Annotated in this window: 16 protein-coding genes, 1 tRNA gene and 1 pseudogene; 3 read left to right on the top strand and 15 right to left on the bottom strand. The window is 34.2% G+C overall.

The genetic code is table 11. The annotated features are described in order from the left end of the window. Positions 1-24: 24 nt before the first annotated feature. From B0I10_RS05370 to B0I10_RS05345, 6 genes are all read right to left on the bottom strand, one after another. The gene (locus B0I10_RS05370) at positions 25-477 is read right to left on the bottom strand and encodes a methyltransferase family protein (RefSeq protein WP_112085466.1); all 453 of its coding nucleotides are present in this window, start codon (positions 475-477) and stop codon (positions 25-27) included. Then, the gene (locus B0I10_RS05365) at positions 461-1,072 is read right to left on the bottom strand and encodes a class I SAM-dependent methyltransferase (RefSeq protein WP_220086189.1); all 612 of its coding nucleotides are present in this window, start codon (positions 1,070-1,072) and stop codon (positions 461-463) included. The genes B0I10_RS05370 and B0I10_RS05365 overlap by 17 nt, the downstream gene beginning before the upstream one ends. Continuing rightward, entirely contained in the window at positions 1,069-1,269 is a 201-nt protein-coding gene (locus tag B0I10_RS05360; protein WP_112085465.1) for a DUF6132 family protein, read from the bottom strand. The genes B0I10_RS05365 and B0I10_RS05360 overlap by 4 nt, the downstream gene beginning before the upstream one ends. Continuing rightward, on the bottom strand, positions 1,262-1,522 hold the full coding sequence (locus B0I10_RS05355) for a heavy-metal-associated domain-containing protein (protein WP_112085464.1): 261 nt from the start codon (positions 1,520-1,522) through the stop codon (positions 1,262-1,264). The genes B0I10_RS05360 and B0I10_RS05355 overlap by 8 nt, the downstream gene beginning before the upstream one ends. 15 nt (positions 1,523-1,537) lie before the next feature. Beyond that, positions 1,538-2,515, bottom strand: a complete 978-nt coding sequence (locus B0I10_RS05350) for a c-type heme family protein (protein ID WP_112085463.1) — start codon at positions 2,513-2,515, stop codon at positions 1,538-1,540. Positions 2,516-2,797: 282 nt separating this feature from the next. After that, a complete protein-coding gene (locus tag B0I10_RS05345) occupies positions 2,798-3,775 on the bottom strand; it encodes a Gfo/Idh/MocA family protein (protein ID WP_112085462.1) in 978 nt (325 codons plus the stop codon). Between the two features lie 167 nt (positions 3,776-3,942). On the opposite strand from B0I10_RS05345, the gene B0I10_RS05340 reads away from it, so the two are divergent. Both B0I10_RS05340 and B0I10_RS05335 read left to right on the top strand, forming a co-directional pair. Beyond that, on the top strand, positions 3,943-5,076 hold the full coding sequence (locus tag B0I10_RS05340; RefSeq protein ID WP_181456899.1) for a TlpA disulfide reductase family protein: 1,134 nt from the start codon (positions 3,943-3,945) through the stop codon (positions 5,074-5,076). A 151-nt stretch (positions 5,077-5,227) separates the two neighbouring features. Next, positions 5,228-5,309, top strand: a tRNA-Tyr gene (locus B0I10_RS05335). Between the two features lie 413 nt (positions 5,310-5,722). Here the strand turns inward: B0I10_RS05335 and guaB are convergent. The 9 genes and pseudogenes from guaB to B0I10_RS05295 form a co-directional block, all read right to left on the bottom strand. Continuing rightward, positions 5,723-7,195 carry an IMP dehydrogenase gene (guaB, locus tag B0I10_RS05330; protein ID WP_112085460.1) on the bottom strand — a complete coding sequence of 491 codons (1,473 nt, stop codon included), beginning with the start codon at positions 7,193-7,195 and terminating at the stop codon, positions 5,723-5,725. Between the two features lie 240 nt (positions 7,196-7,435). Continuing rightward, positions 7,436-8,287 (bottom strand): alpha/beta hydrolase, encoded by an 852-nt coding sequence (locus B0I10_RS05325; protein WP_112085459.1) that lies wholly within the window; start codon positions 8,285-8,287, stop codon positions 7,436-7,438. A gap of 174 nt (positions 8,288-8,461) precedes the next feature. After that, positions 8,462-8,632: a hypothetical protein gene (locus B0I10_RS15635; protein ID WP_181456898.1), complete on the bottom strand. Its 171-nt coding sequence runs from the start codon at positions 8,630-8,632 to the stop codon at positions 8,462-8,464. A 9-nt stretch (positions 8,633-8,641) separates the two neighbouring features. Continuing rightward, a pseudogene (locus B0I10_RS05320) lies at positions 8,642-9,076 on the bottom strand (BRCT domain-containing protein); the annotation flags it as partial. After that, positions 9,075-10,388 carry a hypothetical protein gene (locus tag B0I10_RS15630; RefSeq protein WP_181456902.1) on the bottom strand — a complete coding sequence of 438 codons (1,314 nt, stop codon included), beginning with the start codon at positions 10,386-10,388 and terminating at the stop codon, positions 9,075-9,077. The gene B0I10_RS15630 and the pseudogene B0I10_RS05320, both read right to left, overlap by 2 nt. An 86-nt stretch (positions 10,389-10,474) precedes the next feature. Continuing rightward, positions 10,475-12,466, bottom strand: coding sequence for an NAD-dependent DNA ligase LigA (gene ligA, locus B0I10_RS05310; protein ID WP_112085457.1), 1,992 nt, complete (start codon positions 12,464-12,466; stop codon positions 10,475-10,477). Between the two features lie 43 nt (positions 12,467-12,509). Next, positions 12,510-12,986, bottom strand: coding sequence for a DUF6495 family protein (locus B0I10_RS05305; protein WP_112085456.1), 477 nt, complete (start codon positions 12,984-12,986; stop codon positions 12,510-12,512). A gap of 187 nt (positions 12,987-13,173) precedes the next feature. After that, positions 13,174-15,495, bottom strand: coding sequence for an ATP-dependent helicase (locus B0I10_RS05300; protein WP_112085577.1), 2,322 nt, complete (start codon positions 15,493-15,495; stop codon positions 13,174-13,176). A gap of 82 nt (positions 15,496-15,577) precedes the next feature. Beyond that, positions 15,578-16,258 (bottom strand): hypothetical protein, encoded by a 681-nt coding sequence (locus tag B0I10_RS05295; RefSeq protein ID WP_112085455.1) that lies wholly within the window; start codon positions 16,256-16,258, stop codon positions 15,578-15,580. 303 nt (positions 16,259-16,561) lie between these two features. Between B0I10_RS05295 and B0I10_RS05290 the strand changes: the two genes are divergently transcribed. Next, the gene (locus B0I10_RS05290; RefSeq protein WP_112085454.1) at positions 16,562-17,086 is read left to right on the top strand and encodes a DUF7935 family protein; all 525 of its coding nucleotides are present in this window, start codon (positions 16,562-16,564) and stop codon (positions 17,084-17,086) included. Positions 17,087-17,097 lie beyond the last annotated feature (11 nt).

Below are 17,097 nucleotides of genomic sequence, written 5' to 3'. Positions count from 1 at the left end.
AACCTCAAGCATAAAAACTTGAGGTTATTTTATCTTAGGAAAAAACCGTCCTACGTTCTCCTGATATTCCTTATACGTATTGAATTTTTCAGCAAGTTGTTTTTCTTCATAACTTGATTTCAAATAAAACCAAATGAATAACAAACCAGCAATTAAAAGTTTATAAATTGAATACTTATAAAGTGCATAACCAAACGCTACCATTAAAATTCCGGAGTAAATGGGATGACGACTGTATCGAAAAAAGCCATGCGTTAGTAAAACCGCTTTTTGGGTTGGAGTTGGAAAAACAGTTAAGTTGGTTTTCAATTCAAAAACAGTCAACAGTGCAATCATAAAACCGATAAAAGCAATCACCATTCCTAATGTTGCTAACTGTTTTGGAATTACTAATGGTTGAAAAAAATCAAACGTATAAGCTCCAAAAAGAAGAAATTGGATAAAAACAAAAATGTAATCTTTACTCGTTTTTTTCATGTTTTGTTCCAATAAACCGAATGACCACACCTTTTCCTTGGTGATACGGACCTTCGGTTAAATCAATAATTGCTGTTTTTAGAAAATCGAAACCAACGAACGAAAATTCCTCTTTTACTTCTTCTTCGGAGAATAGCATGGCTAGTTCTTTTGGTCCTCCGGAAGTAAATTGCAGTTGACTTTTTTCAAAAGCTTCAAACAAAATTTTGCCATTGGGTTTGAGAAAAGAGACTAACTTTTGATGAGCTTGTTTGCGAATAATTGTCGGAAAATGGGCAAAAATGAATACCATCGCATCAAAACTTTCAGTTTCAAAAGGTACATCCATCACATCAGAAACCAAATAATCGAGCCGAACATTTTGCTCTTTTGCAAGAGTTAAGGCCTTATTTTTAGCCGATTCACTATAATCAAAGGCAACAACTTCGTATCCATTTTGAGCTGCAAAAACAGCATTTCTCCCCTCTCCTTCGTCCACAAATAAAATTTTACCTTTGGGTAATTTGTGAAGATTTTCTTTTAGAAATTGGTTTGGTTCTTTACCGTAAGCAAACTCCTTTTCAGCATAACGTTCGTCCCAAAATTGTTTCATCATTCTTTTTTCTTGGGGGAAGTTACAAACAAATTAAACAATAAACCACCCATTAAACCTCCATATAAAGTGCTGTTTAATGGTTTGGAGGTGATGGCACAAGTTCCACTCAAACAACCAATATAATGATAATAGGCATAACCCAAAATCAGTCCGATTACAACCCCAATTCCCGTGATAATTATTCCTTTTTTATTCATTTAGTTTACCAATAGCGCAATTTACATATGATTTAGCTTTTTTTAAGACAGAATTAGTTCCTTTTTCAGGGTAACCTAATTCATTTAATTTAGACAATATAGCAGATTTTTGAACTAAACCCGTTACAAAAATGGTGTTTTCTTCAATACTAATTTCTACATCATCCACTTGATCAATCTTTAATAAATTTGATTTTATGCTATTCACACAACCACCACATTTAATATTTTCGACCTCAATAAATACGTTCATTTTTAACTTTTTAAATTATTTTTTAAAAGAAATACTCCAAATCCCACGCACTTCATTTTCATCATATCCAACCGCTAAATCCCTGGGATATAATTTCAAAATTTGACGTCGCACTTCCGGTTTGATTTGTTTTCCATGGCATTGCAAACACAATGTGTTGGTTTCAATCGGATAATAAAATTGAATATTATCTCCTTTTTCAAGAACAATAGGTTTGATGTCTTTTTTGTCAACCAAATCTTTTTTAAATTGAGCAATATAGTGTAATTCTTCTGCATTAGCTTTGTTATTAGGGTTTCGATTCTTGTCAGAAACCCTTTTTATGGTAGCATTAAACTGTGTAGACATACTATCCGTTAAAGGGATCGCTTGAATGTTACAAAAGGTCAAGGCTTCCATTGTTCCCTTTTGTTGAATCGCTTCCATTAAATTTTTACCCAATATTTTTTTGGTGCTCAAAGCATATTCCAATCCGATATCAGCATAAGTTTTTTCAATTTCACCTTCTTCATATTTTTTACCGGATTGTATCCAATTTTTATTACCGTGACCTTCCCAATGGGCTTCAAACCATCCAGGTTCTTCAATATGATAGTCATACATAAAAGCAGCAATTTTTTCAATACTACCTTCAGGAAAAGATTGTTTGGGCATTAGTCCGTGTTTTTTTACCGCACCATACATTAAGGCTTTGTCTTCTGTTGGATTGGCTACAAACGCTTTCACATTTTCAATAAATTCGGCTTTATTATACCCTTCTCGATCAATATACCTGGCTTTGATGGCCACCATTGGCGGAGCAATTCTACCTTGATTTTCATTAGCTGAGGGACTATGGCATAGATAACAATGGGTTTCCATGAGTTTTTTCGCTTCAAGTGGATCAAAAGGAGGAGCAATAGCATTTTGTTCTTCTACTGTTTGATATTCCTTTTTACCATTTTGGCAACTAGTCAAAAATAATACGAATAATATGAACTTAAGAACTTTCATAAAGTAATAGTTTTTTCAAAAGTAGGTCATCCACATAATAAAAGTTGTAACGTATGTTACATAAAAGTGAAATAGACTGTTTCAACTATAATAAACTACTAAAAAATATTTTATTTAAGAACTCAAAGCAATATTTATTATAAATCAATCAACTAAAACTTCTGCAATTTTTACAAAAAAGTTAGTGCTTGATACAATAAATTATTAGTAGTAAAAATGTGGAAAAACCGTTTTTAAGTGTTATTTACGTTGTATTTGAAATTTAATAACGTCTAAAAATTATTATAGCCCTAAAATTTTATCCATCACCCAATTGGTATGAGCGGCAGATTTTCCGAGAGAAGGATGAACAGAAATTCCCAAAAGATGATCACGCATATTTTGAACGTGATACAACTGGATATTTTCAGGATGATTGATAAAAACTTCTTTTGTGCCATTTTGATTAGTAAGTAAAAGTGGAACCTCATCAAAAACTGCAAATTCAATTTTACCTTTACTACCGATAATTTCTACTTTATCTTTTCGTTCAAAACTGCCAAAATTCCAAGTTCCTGATCCGGTTACACCCGATTTATACAACCAGTTTGCAACAATAGCATCTTTTGAGGAATATAATTTTTGCTGGTTTAAACAAATTCCGTTAACCGAAGTAATTTCTCCAAAATAATGCACAAATAAATCGAGTCCATGACTGGCTAAATCTTCAAAATAGCCGCCAGGAGCAATTTTAGAATCGGTTCGCCAATTGTCTATTTGAGCTAAATCAATTGGAGAAGGAGTTTTACTTAAATACCAACTAATATGACGTATTTCGCCAATTTCGACTTTCTCTAGCCATTGCTTAATTTGATTAAATCGAGGCAACGATCTACGGTAATAAGCAACAAACAAAGGCAAATTTTTATCTTCAAAAGCTCTTAAAATTTCTAAACATTCCTGATAATCAACCGCCATTGGCTTTTCGATGCAACACGTTTTTCCGGCTTGAGCGACTTTCAAAGCATAAAATTTATGTGTGTCTGGCGGAGTTGCAACATAAACAGCATCAATTTCAGGATGATTAATCAACTCGTCTGCATTTGTAAAATAATGTGGAACATTGTGTCGAAGAGCATAGTCTTTTGCTTTTTCCGCATCTCTTCGCATCACGGCAAACAATTCAAAACCCTCTATTTTTGAATAGGCAGGGCCACTTTTTTTTTCAGTTACGTTTCCACAACCAATTATTCCCCATTTGATGGTGCTATTCACTGACATAAATTACATTATTCATTTTCACTAAAAGTAATAAATTTTATATTCTCAACAAATTCATTTTTAACCAATTCAAAAAAGCTAGTAAATAAGTTTAAAAATAAGTTAATCTGTGCTACTCTAGTTTAATATTTTAGATACTTTTGCAAATGAAATTAATAATCATAAAAATGAAAAAAATACTTGTATTACTTATTACAGCATCTTTATTTGTAGCATGTAACAAATTAGATGAGAATGAATTTATTGTTAGTGGAACTGTTGAAGGTATTGCAGATGGAAAACTTGCTATCTTAGAAACTTTAGACGAAAACGGAATGGGAGTAAAACCAACCGATACCGCTATTATTATAAATGGAAAGTTTGAGTTTAAGGGAACTACAAATGAACCAGAATTACGTTTTATTCAAATTGATAGTGTTCAAGGGAAATTAGTATTCGTTTTAGAAAACGGTGAAATTAACATAAAAGCTTTCAAAGATAGCATCAATAAATCGATTATCGGAGGATCCTATAATAATGAGCAATTCGCTATTTACAATAAAGATCAAAACGCTATTCAGAAAAAAATTGCCGACTTTAGAACCTTAAATAAGGAAAAAATGGAATTGGCCATGCAAACAAACGATTCCATGACTATGAATAGTTTAAGAGATAATTTTGTGAAATTGAATGACGAACTTAAAGATTATAACATCAAATTCGCAGAAAGTAACCCAAAAGCATTCATCAGTGTTTTAATGATACAAAACATGTTAATGCAACCTGATGCAGACTTTGAAAAACTTCAAAAAACATTCAATAATCTTGATAAATCTGTTAAAGATACAAAACCAGGTAAAAGTGTTGGTGAATTAATTTCAAATAGAAGTTCCGCCGAGGTAGGGAAAGCAGCTCCAGAATTCTCTGCCCCTAATCCGGAAGGAAAAATAGTTTCGTTAAAAGAATCATTAGGAAAAGTAACAATCATTGATTTTTGGGCTTCTTGGTGTGCTCCTTGTCGTAAAGAAAATCCGAATGTAGTGGCTTTATACAATGAACTTCATGACAAAGGATTAAACATTATTGGAGTTTCTTTGGAAAAAGAAGGTGACAGTCAAAAATGGAAAGATGCTATTTTAGCTGACAAACTAACATGGCCACAAGTTTCTAACTTACAGTATTGGAGTGATCCAATCGCAAAGAAATACAATGTTCAAAGTATTCCGGCTACTTTTATTTTGGATGCTTCCGGAAAAATTGTTGCCAAAGACTTAAGAGGAGACGAGTTAAAAGCTAAAGTTATTGAACTATTAGGTTCATAATTTTAGAAGCAGATAATAAACTAAAATCCCCTATTTGGGGATTTTTTTATTCTACTCATTCCCAAACGCTTATCATTTTCTTAAAAATTATCAATAAAAAAGGTTTGTACAATGTAAAAACAATTCTATATTTGCAACCGCATAATGCAGGGGGGAGATACTCAAGCGGCCAACGAGGGCGGACTGTAAATCCGCTGATTACATCTTCGCAGGTTCGAATCCTGCTCTCCCCACAAAACAAAAATCCCTGACACGTCAAAAGTTTACTTTTGTAAGTGTCAGGGGTTTTTGTTTTGGGTAAGGTTTCCCCCACTCAGGCTCACCGAAGGTAATCCTCTATCTCTAGCAGATAATGTCCTATGAAATTCTAAGAAACCTTACCACAAAATTCAACTAAAAATAAAAAGTTTACTTTTGTAAGTGTCAAGGATTTTTGTTTTGGGTAAGGTTTCCCCCACTCAGGTTCACCGAAGGTAATCCTGTCTCACTAGCAGATAATGCCCAATGAAAAACCACGAAACCTTACCATAAATTTAAAAACACATCATTTTTTAAACCATTAAGGTATTAAATTGCATTAAGTCTACATTGCTTAATGACACTTAATACCTTAATGGTTTTTATACTTTTTATGGTTTTATAAAAATTACCTCGAATAATTCGGAGCTTCCTTCGTAATCGTCACATTATGCGGATGGCTTTCCCCTATTCCACTAGCTGTAATTCGCACAAATCTGCCTGTTTCTTGTAAGGTCGGAATATCTTTTGCTCCACAATAACCCATTCCGGCACGAAGACCGCCAATGAATTGTTGCATACTTTCGTTTAATTCGCCTTTGTATGGAACTCGGCCCACAATTCCTTCCGGAACTAGTTTCTTCACATCATCTTCCACATCTTGAAAGTAACGATCCTTTGATCCTTCTTGCATCGCTTCCACCGAACCCATTCCGCGATACGATTTGAATTTTCTTCCTTCAAAAATAATGGTTTCACCTGGCGATTCTTTTGTTCCGGCTAATAACGAACCTAACATCACACAATCAGCTCCGGCAGCAATCGCTTTTGGTATATCTCCTGTATAACGAATTCCACCATCCGCAATTACCGGAACTCCGCTACCTTTTATGGCAGCTGCAACTTCCAATACCGCAGAAAATTGTGGAAATCCAACTCCGGCAACCACTCGTGTGGTACAAATTGAACCGGGTCCGATTCCAACTTTCACCGCATCGGCTCCGTTTTCAACTAAATATAATGCCGCTTCGGGTGTAGCGATATTTCCAACCACCACATCCAAATTAGGGAATTTTGCTTTCACTTGCTTTAAAACCGTTACCACACCTTGCGTATGTCCGTGAGCTGTGTCGATTATAACCGCATCCACACCCGCATTCACCAAAGCTGTGGCACGTTCTAACGCATCAGCCGTCACTCCAAGAGCAGCAGCCACACGCAAACGACCAAATTTATCTTTATTCGCAATTGGTTTTTGAGTCAATTTTGTAATATCCCGAAAGGTGATTAACCCCACTAATTTGTAGTTTTTATCAATTACCGGAAGTTTTTCAATTTTATTTTGCTGTAAAATTCCTTCGGCTTGTTGCAAAGTTGTTCCTTCTTCAGCGGTGATTAAATTTTCAGTCGTCATCACTTCTAAAATGGAACGGGAATTTATCTTTTCAAAACGCAAATCACGATTGGTCACAATTCCTTTTAAAATTCCGTTTTCATCTACAATCGGAATTCCGCCAATGCTAAATTCACGCATCGCTGCTTTTGCATCGCCAACTGTTGCTGTTAAAGGTAAAGTAACAGGATCGATAATCATTCCGGCTTCTGCCCTTTTCACTTTTCGAACTTTCGCCGCTTGTTGTTCAATCGACATATTTTTATGTAAAACGCCAATACCGCCTTCTTGAGCCATGGCAATCGCCATCGAACTTTCGGTCACGGTATCCATTGCAGCTGAGGCAATTGGAACGTTGAGTGTAATGTTTCGGGAAAATTTAGATTGAATGCTTACGTCGCGGGGTAAAACTTCAGAGTAGTTTGGTATCAGCAGAACATCATCGTAAGTTAAACCTTCGCCGATGATTTTTGTCGAGTGTGCTTTCATGGTTGCAATTTGTAGTTAAATTGCGTGCAAATATACGCTTTTTTTTTATTAGAAGCTATTCCGTCTTTCCGCTCCAATTTTGTTTGTTCCGGTTTGTTTTTCTAAAAAATCGGGAGAGCTTCCGTGGGTCGCTTCCCGCTTTTAAGAAAAAACTAAACCGCAACGGCACAAAGATTTCCGCTGCAATACGGGCTAGGGAATTGTGCAATAAAAAAACATTTTTCTAAACTTAAAAAAATATCATTCGTTAGAAATCAACCAATTTAGTACTTTAGGATATATTTCCTTTCTAGAATTTTTCGATAAGATTATGCGTGAATGATTGTAATCTTCAAGATATCCACTCAATAGACTACAACATTCAAAAACATTTTTTTCATTATCAAATGCGTCTAAAAAAGTTTCGCATGCTTTTGGCGGAGAAATAAATTTATCATTTACTGAACAAATGGAATAGATTGGCATTCTTAGGGTTTTCATTTTGGGTAAATAATCAAAGTCTTTTCCTTTAAACTTACTTTTTAAATTCCAATTAAACCATTGCCGCATGGTGAAGTACGTTTCGTTATGGTTACCAATTTTTAATCTTTTGCCTGGAACAATTCCCAATAAACCAGAAAAAAAATTTGCAGTTAAAAGCTTGGTATAATTTAATTTTGAATAGTTTATACTAAACGCTTGACAAGAAAACAGCACGATTGAATCAACATATTGTTGAAAATTTGTATACTGCAACAAGAACATCGTCAAGCAAATTCCTCCACCGCTGTGGGTTATGCAACTTAAATTAGTAATTTTCAATTTATGAACTAAATAGTCAAATGAACTATAAATGTCATTTAAAGCGATGGTTTCAAAATCAAATTGAGTTGTCGATTTTGGACTATTTCCATGACTTCGCCATTCTAAAACCCAGCAATTGTATCCGTTTTCTACTAAAAAATCAGCCAATCCTATTACTGTTTTTTTATCCGAAAAAGTTCCGTGAGTCAAGAAAACATTCTTCTCGTTTGTTAGATTGGCAATTTTCCAAAGTACCACTTTTTCTTTGTCCGGTGTAATTAATTCAATTGGCTCATTTATTCGTTTCATTTGATAAATGTAATTAACAAACTTAAAAGAATACTAATTTAAAACTTGAATTTGTTAAACAAAAAATAGCTAAGTACCTTCCGTTGGTCGCTTCCCGCTTTTAAGAAAAACTAAACCGCAACGGCACAAAGATTTTTGCTGCAATACGGGCTAGGGAATTGTACTGTTAAGGAACTACTCCTCAGATATTTCTATTTCCAAAGAAGAAATACGATTCAATTCATCAATCTTGAAATTTTTATATCCAAATTCAAGTTCATCACGTTCTTTCGTTCCTAATTTTCCATAATTTTTCTCTTTGAATTCTCCGAGAGTTATTATGTTTTTATTTTTTGTATCATTCATAAGTATAAATTAATTATTCAACATCCCCAAAAAATCCTCTTCACTAATAATTGCAATTTTTAATTGATTGGCTTTTTCCAATTTTGCCGGGCCCATATTTTCTCCGGCTACCACATAATCCGTTTTGGCTGAAATGGAACTTCCTACTTTTCCGCCGTTGTCTTCGATGGCTTTCTTTAAATCATCACGAGAAAATTTTTCAAAAACACCGGAAACTACAAATGTTTTTCCGGCAAACTTATCACTTACTTGTGTGTTTTTCTCCACTATTTCAAACTGAATTCCAACCGATTTTAAACGTTCTATGGTTAATCTATTTTCAATATTCTCAAAAAATTCGATGACACTTTGAGCAATTTTATCACCAATTTCATCTACTAAAATCAAATCCATCAAACTTGCATTGGCAATTGAATCAATACTTTTGTAGTGTTTGGCTAATTTATTTATTTAACACAATTTCTTTACATATATAACCTTTATTTTCAACAAAACCTTTGGGAAAAGTCATTAAATAATTCCCTTTTAATTGCCATAATATTAATGTACCATCTTTAAGAAAAATCCATCTAGAAAAGCTTGTTTCAGTATCTCTTTTTTCTGTTAACTCATAGAAAATGGCGTCCTTATATCTACCGTTATATTTATTTTTATCAATACCATTATCTGCTAAATCTTCTTTAAAAGAATTTTCTGCCTCTTTACTCAAAGATTTAGAATTAACCCAATGTATTTCTCCGAGGCAATTATCGCAATTTAAAGTATAATTATAGATTGGATTTAATTTTAATCGATTAATCAATTTATCTTTTTCATAAAGAATTGTCTTAGGCGAGTTCATAATCTTATTTGTTCCGAAAATTGTATAAAATTCAACGTTTTTTGAAACTATAGAATCCTTTAAAGACATTTCAAGACAACGCCTGCCAAAGTCTCCGCCCCATTCAATTGAAGACATATCTACAATCTCAGCTTTCTTAATTTCAAATTCTTTTTCTAATAATTTAAAAGCTCTCGAATATTTATTTCTTGCCTCTAAGTAATTTTCTTTGTCTTTAATAAATTCTCGATAAAATTCATTAATAAAATGATAATTAAAATCTTTACCACTTAATCGTTCTTTATTGCTTGGAACTTTATCTGGTAATAATTCAGCGATTAATTCAGACAATCTAGAATTATAAACTTTATGTTTTTTGATGTGCCAAGGCAACATATATGGGTATTGCCCATTTGAAGATACAGACAAAGTATCATTTTTATTAATTAATTGGATAAAAACAAATGGATAATCATCCGTGCTATTCGAACCTTGAAGTGATATAGCTATTTTGTTTGCTTTTCTAACATCTTTTATTGCACCGATTGCAATTGAATCTATTTCCTTTGTCTTTTTCCAGTTTTTCCTATATTCTTTCCATAATTTTGCAGCATTCTGATCAAGCCATAATGAATCTTTTCCAAAAAAGCTCATTGACTCTTTTGATAAATATGATTCACCATTATTCTGTAGTAGACCGACTATTTCATTAATTAATTTAGGATCAACTTTTTTGATAATCGAGTCGGGTTTTTCTAAAGAAGTAAGTAATAAATCTTCCTTTTTAATTTGAAATTTGTTGTCAAAATATGACCAACCCACATAAACATCGTGTATCACAATTTTGTCCCAATTATTCTTTGAATTATCATTCTGTCCAAACACTATTTGGATAGAAAAGAGTAAAATCAATATGATTGTAATAGGTTTATTCATAATTATGTGCGACTTGTATATTAACCAATTTATCCAACTATCTGATTCTTTAAAATTTGATAATTATTTTAATTCCTAATCAAACCCTAATTCCCAATCATCCCCAAAAAATCCTCTTCACTAATAATTGCAATTTTTAATTGATTGGCTTTTTCTAATTTTGCCGGGCCCATATTTTCTCCGGCTACCACATAATCCGTTTTGGTAGAAATGGAACTTCCTACTTTTCCGCCGTTGTCTTCGATGGCTTTCTTTAAATCATCACGAGAAAATTTTTCAAAAACACCGGAAACAACAAACGTTTTTCCGGCAAACTTATCACTTACTTGTGTGTTGTTTTCAACTAATTCAAACTGAATTCCAACCGCTTTTAAACGTTCGATGGTTATTCTGTTTTCAATATTCTCAAAAAACTCGATGACACTTTGGGCAATTTTATCACCAATTTCATCTACCAAAATCAAATCCATCAAACTGGCATTCGCAATGGCATCAATATTTTTATAATGTTTCGCTAACTTTTTAGCGACTGTTTCGCCTACATACCGAATTCCCAACGCATACAAAACCCGTTCAAACGGGACTTCTTTTGATTTTTCAATGCCGTTGATTAAATTCTCCGCACTTTTTTGAGCCATTCGTTCCAACGGAAGAATTTGTTCGATTTTTAAATCATACAAATCTGCATAATTTTTTACTAAACCATTTTGATAAAGCAACGCCACCGTTTCGCCACCCAATCCTTCAATGTCCATTGCTTTTCGGGTAATATAGTGCTGAATACGACCAACAATCTGTGGCGGACAACCATAAAAATTCGGACAATAATGATTGGCTTCGCCTTCTTTTCGCTCTAAAGCAGTTTGACATTCGGGACAATTGGTAATGTAAACCGTTGGAAAAGATTCATTTCCTCTTTCGGCAACGGCAATAATTTTCGGAATAATTTCGCCACCTTTTTCCACAAAAACTTTATCACCAATGCGAATATCTAATTTTTGTATTTGATCCGCGTTGTGCAACGAAGCTCTTTTCACAATCGTTCCTGCCAATTGCACCGGTTCTAAATTGGCAACAGGCGTAATCGCTCCCGTTCTTCCCACTTGATACGAAATTGAATTTAATCGGGTGGAAACTTGCTCCGATTTGAATTTATATGCCATTGCCCAACGTGGTGATTTGGCGGTGTAACCCAATTCGTCTTGGTGTTGCAAACTGTTGACTTTAATTACAACTCCATCTGTTTCATATGGTAAATCGTGTCGGTGAACATCCCAATAGGTGATGAATTCCAACACTTCTTGCATATTTTTGGCTAATTTGGCTTGCGTTGGTACTTTAAATCCCCATTTACGGGCTGTTTCCAATCCTTCAAATTGTGTTTTGAACGGAAGATTATTTCCCACTATAAAATACAACAAACAATCCAACGGACGTTTGGCCACTTCTGCACTATCTTGTAATTTTAAACTTCCCGAAGCGGTGTTTCTTGGGTTGGAATACGGCGTTTCACCAATTTCAATCAATTCCTGATTCATTTTTTCAAAACCAGAAAAAGGCAAAATAATTTCACCTCGAATAGCAAACTTTGGGGGATAATTTCCCTTTAACTGCAGTGGAATAGAACGAATGGTTTTAACATTATTCGTCACCTCATCACCTTGAAAACCATCGCCACGTGTCACAGCTTTTTTTAATTTTCCGTTTTCATAAGTGATGCTAATCGATGCACCGTCATATTTTAATTCACACGTATATTCCAAATCAACATTTCCCAATATTTTTTGAATTCGAACTTCCCAATCCATTAAATCCTCAGTAGAATACGAATTATCCAACGAATACATTCGATGTTCGTGAGCAACGGTAGTAAAATTTTTAGTAATACTTCCTCCTACCCGTTGCGTTGGCGAATTTTCATCAAAAAACTCCGGATGCTGCATTTCTAAATCTTGTAATTTTTTCAATAATTGATCAAATTCAAAATCGGAAATAGTGGGTTTATCCAACACGTAATAGTTGTGGTTGTGTTGGCTGAGTTCGTCACGAAGGGATTGAATTGTGGTTTGGATATCCATGGTCTGAGTTGCTGAGTTACTGAGTCGCTGAGTTGCTGAGTTTTTAGTTTGCGTTTACAATATTATCAATTTGTTGGTACAATTGTCCGTCACTTAAAATCGCTCCTTGCTGGATGATGTCAAAAATAGCGGCATTTCGTTCGCCTTGGTATTCTTTTCGACCTACGTGAATATCAATGGCGTCGGTGAACAAATTTTTCACCATCCATTCCAAACCTTGTGACGTCATAAAATCTACTTCGGGTTCTAAGGTTTTTAAAACAATGGATTTGACTTCTGTTTCCAAACAATGAAATAGAAAAATATGATTTTTAGAAAAATGCTCTAAATAATTGGTTTGAGCCAAAACACCTTCCCAAATTAAATCGGAGAAAACGTCGAGTTCTTGTTCAGCTACTTCCGGTTTATTGGTTTTTATCTCATCCCATTCTTTTTTGTCAATGGATTGTGTGGCTAAAAAATTAGCAAATTCTTGATGAAGGGCTTCGAATTGTTCTTTGGATAGTCTTGAGTATTTCATTTTTTTCTGAGTTGCTGAGATTCTGAGTTGCTGAGAAACTGAGAAGCTTAGTTTTTTTTTAATTATTCATTATTTTTTATGAGATTCCTCCTGCGTCGGAATGACAAAATTGAGAGAGCTTCTATTCAAAATTGGTTTTTATTAATCAACTTCCTTTTACCCATTACCTTTCACCAATCACCATTTTCTAGCCAATAACATCTAGTTTCGCAAACCTGAGCAACAACTTCTTAATCCCACCCACATCAAATTTAATTTCGGCTTTTTTATCTGCTCCTACTCCTTCGAGGTTTAACACTTGACCTTTGCCGAATCGTTCGTGCATAACGATATTACCGGGAACTAAACCGGAATCAAACAGATTATTTCCAGATGGTGCGTTGCCGGAAACGGGTTTTAGTTTTCTTATTGTTGAAGTCGGTTCTTCGCCATATTTTTTAGGTGGAGTTCCATTAGTTGGTTTTGCTAATCGTAATTTGGATTTGTCTACATCACCAAAAATATCCATATCCATCATCGGTTTGTAACGATATCCGGATTCGGTATGACTAATGTATTCCAAATATTGGTCGTCAATTTCTTCGATAAAACGAGAAGGTTCGCTGTCCATTAATTTTCCCCATCGGTAACGGGACTGAGCATACGTGAGATAAGCCTGATGTTCAGCTCGGGTTAATGCGACATAAAACAAACGACGTTCTTCTTCCAACTCGCTTCGTGTATTTAAACTCATCGCACTCGGAAACAAATCATCTTCCATTCCGACCACAAAAACGGTTGGAAATTCTAATCCTTTGGATAAGTGAATGGTCATCAAAGCCACACGGTCATCGTCGCCGGTGTCTTTGTCTAAATCGGTGGCTAATGCTACATCTTCTAAAAATTCTGATAAGGCTCCTCGTGCTCCATCAATTTCTTTTTGACCTTCGATGAAGTCTTTGATACCGTTTAGTAATTCTTCGATGTTTTCAATTCTCGCAATTCCTTCGGGCGTTCCATCTTTTTTGAGTTCTTGCACCAATCCGGTTTTTTTAGAAACGTGATCGGCAAGAAAAAAAGCATCTTGGTTTTCATTGATAACTTGAAAACTTTTGATCATCATTACAAAATCTTCGAGTTTTCGTTTGGTTCCTGAATTGAGTTTGAGGTCAATTTTATCAATATTTTCCATCACCTCAAAAATGGAACGCTTGTAATGATTGGCCGCAACAGTCAATTTTTCGATTGTGCTATCACCAATTCCACGAGCGGGATAATTGATTACTCGCACCAATGCTTCTTCATCTTTTGGATTGATAACCAATCGCAAATAACACAACACATCTTTGATTTCTTTACGCTGGTAAAAAGATAATCCACCGTAAATTCGGTACGGGATGTCACGTTTTCGCAAGGCATCTTCCATCGCACGGGATTGAGCATTGGTTCGATATAAAATAGCGAATTCACCGTTTTTCATTTGGTTTCGCATTTTTTCATCGAAGATGGTGGAAGCGACAAAACGACCTTCTTCTCCATCGGTAATGCTGCGATTGACTTTTATTTTTGGACCGTCTTGATTATGTGTCCAAACGACTTTGTCAAGTTTGGTTTTGTTTTTATCGATGATGGAATTCGCTGCTTCTACAATGTTTTTGGTAGAACGGTAATTCTGTTCTAAACGGAATAGTTGCACATCAGCATAATCTTTCTGGAAATTCAGAATGTTATTGATGTTGGCTCCACGAAACGCATAAATACTTTGAGCATCATCACCCACCACGCAAATATTTTGAAAACGATCAGACAAAGCTCTAACAATTAAATACTGCGAGTGATTCGTATCTTGGTACTCATCCACCAAAATGTAGCGAAAACGGTCTTGGTATTTGGCCAACACATCCGGAAAACGATTCAGTAATTCGTTGGTTTTTAATAACAAATCATCAAAATCCATTGCTCCCGATTTGAAACAACGTTCCACATAATTATTGTATATTTCACCAATTCGTGGTTTTTTACTCATTGCATCTTGCTCCATCAATTCCGGATTATTGAAATAGGCTTTTACGGTGATTAACGAATTTTTGTAGGATGAAATTCGGCTAAAAACTTGTTTTGGTTTATAAATGTCTTTGTCAAGTTGCATTTCTTTGATGATGGCTCCGATTAAGCGAACACTATCTTGAGCATCATAAATGGTGAAATTGCTTGGATAACCTAATTTTTCAGCTTCGATGCGAAGAATTTTAGCAAAAACCGAGTGAAAAGTTCCCATCCAAAGGTTTTTGGCTTCGTTACTGCCCACGATATCGGAAATTCGCTTCTTCATTTCGCGAGCCGCTTTGTTGGTAAACGTGAGTGATAAAATGTTGAACGCATCAACGCCAAGACTCATTAAATAGGCAATTCGCATTGTGAGCACACGTGTTTTTCCGGAACCGGCACCGGCGATCACAATCATTGGGCCGTCTTTTTGTAGCACGGGTGCACGTTGAGCTTCGTTGAGTTGATTTATATATTCTTGTATCATAGTTTTTTTAAGTTCATAAATATGAACCATATTTTTTTGCTCTTTTAATTATGCGAATTCAAAATTCATCAATTTTTCTTTAAGGGAATTCAATAGCAATTAAATTCTTAGTTTTTCTATTAAAAATTAATAGTATTGTAGCGTTTACTTTTTCAAACATTAAGACTTCTTTTACCACAATCAGTTGCCCAAAATTATTAGAATCTGCAAATTCAAATCCTTGAAATTGAAAACTGGAAGCTTTACCATATTGATTTTCCAATGTAACAAACAAATCTTCAATATTTTTTCTTTCAACATTTAACGATTCATCAAATTCACTTGATAAACTTTCAAAATCCTTTTCTTTAATGAATTTTTCAATTTTAATTAATTTTCTTAGTAAACTTTCAATTTCAATTAATTCTTTATCAGAATAACTATAATCATGGCTTTCTCCATTTGATAAATTAATTTTGACTTTAATTTCATCATAATTAGCCTTCTCTTCGTTTAAATTTGAGTAAAATAAATATGCAATATTTCCTGAATGAAACTTTAAATATTTACTATCTTGATTTAGCAAATCACTTTTACTTATTTCAAGCTGATAATTATTTGATTTTGTACCATTAACCAATGAAACACCTTTAGATTTTTTACATTCACCATTATAAAAATTTAAAACTTCTTGAACCGCATCTACTTCAACTTGACTTTCGCTTATTTTATTACAAGAAAAAAATGAAAGTAAAAATATTAGGAATACAAATTTTTTCATACAAAAGTTTAATTGAGTTAATTAATAAATTCTAAACAACTTTTTTTATCAATCACCAAAAATAAGCTTACTTATGATTTATTACAATTAAAATTGTAACGAATTATCAACTAAAATTCTATTTTTGCAGTAAACGTTCTAGCCCCGATTGCAGTGGAAAACATTTTTTTGGAAAATCTATTTTTTCTTGGCAAAAAAAAGCGACCAGCGGAAGCTCTTTTTTTGGCATTAGAAAAAAAGATTTTGCGAAAAAATTTTGGAACGGTAAGCGGGAAATAGCTCCAAATTAAAAAACTAAAAAATATGGAATCAATTAAGTGGATTGAACTTTTATCGTATACTTTGCCGGCGATTATTACCGGAATTGTGGCTTATTCATTTTTTCATTTGCATCATAAAGGTCTGGAAGACAGGCGAAAACATTTGATGCGAAAGGCGTTGCAAAAGGAGTCGTTGCCAATTCGTTTGCAGGCGTATGAGCGAATGGTTTTGTATTTGGAAAGGATAAATCCGGCGAAATTGTTGATTCGCGTGGCACCGTATTCGGATGATAAAAATGCGTACGAAAACCAATTAATCCAACAAATTGAGCAGGAATTTGAGCATAATTTAACGCAACAAATTTATATCACGGAAGAGTGTTGGACGGTGATTTCTACGGCTAAAAACACAATCATTCAATCGATTAGAAAGTCGAATATGAGCGACCGTGTGGATACTTCGCACAAGTTGAGAGAGGTGATTTTGAGTGATTTATTAGACAAGCAATCACCTAGTTATGTGGCAATTAGCTATTTGAAATTTGAGGTGATTCAGATGATGAGTTAGTTTTCGAGTTC

The sequence above is a fragment of the Flavobacterium lacus genome (assembly GCF_003268815.1).
Taxonomy (GTDB): domain Bacteria; phylum Bacteroidota; class Bacteroidia; order Flavobacteriales; family Flavobacteriaceae; genus Flavobacterium; species Flavobacterium lacus.
This window is presented reverse-complemented; position numbering and strand designations above follow the sequence as displayed.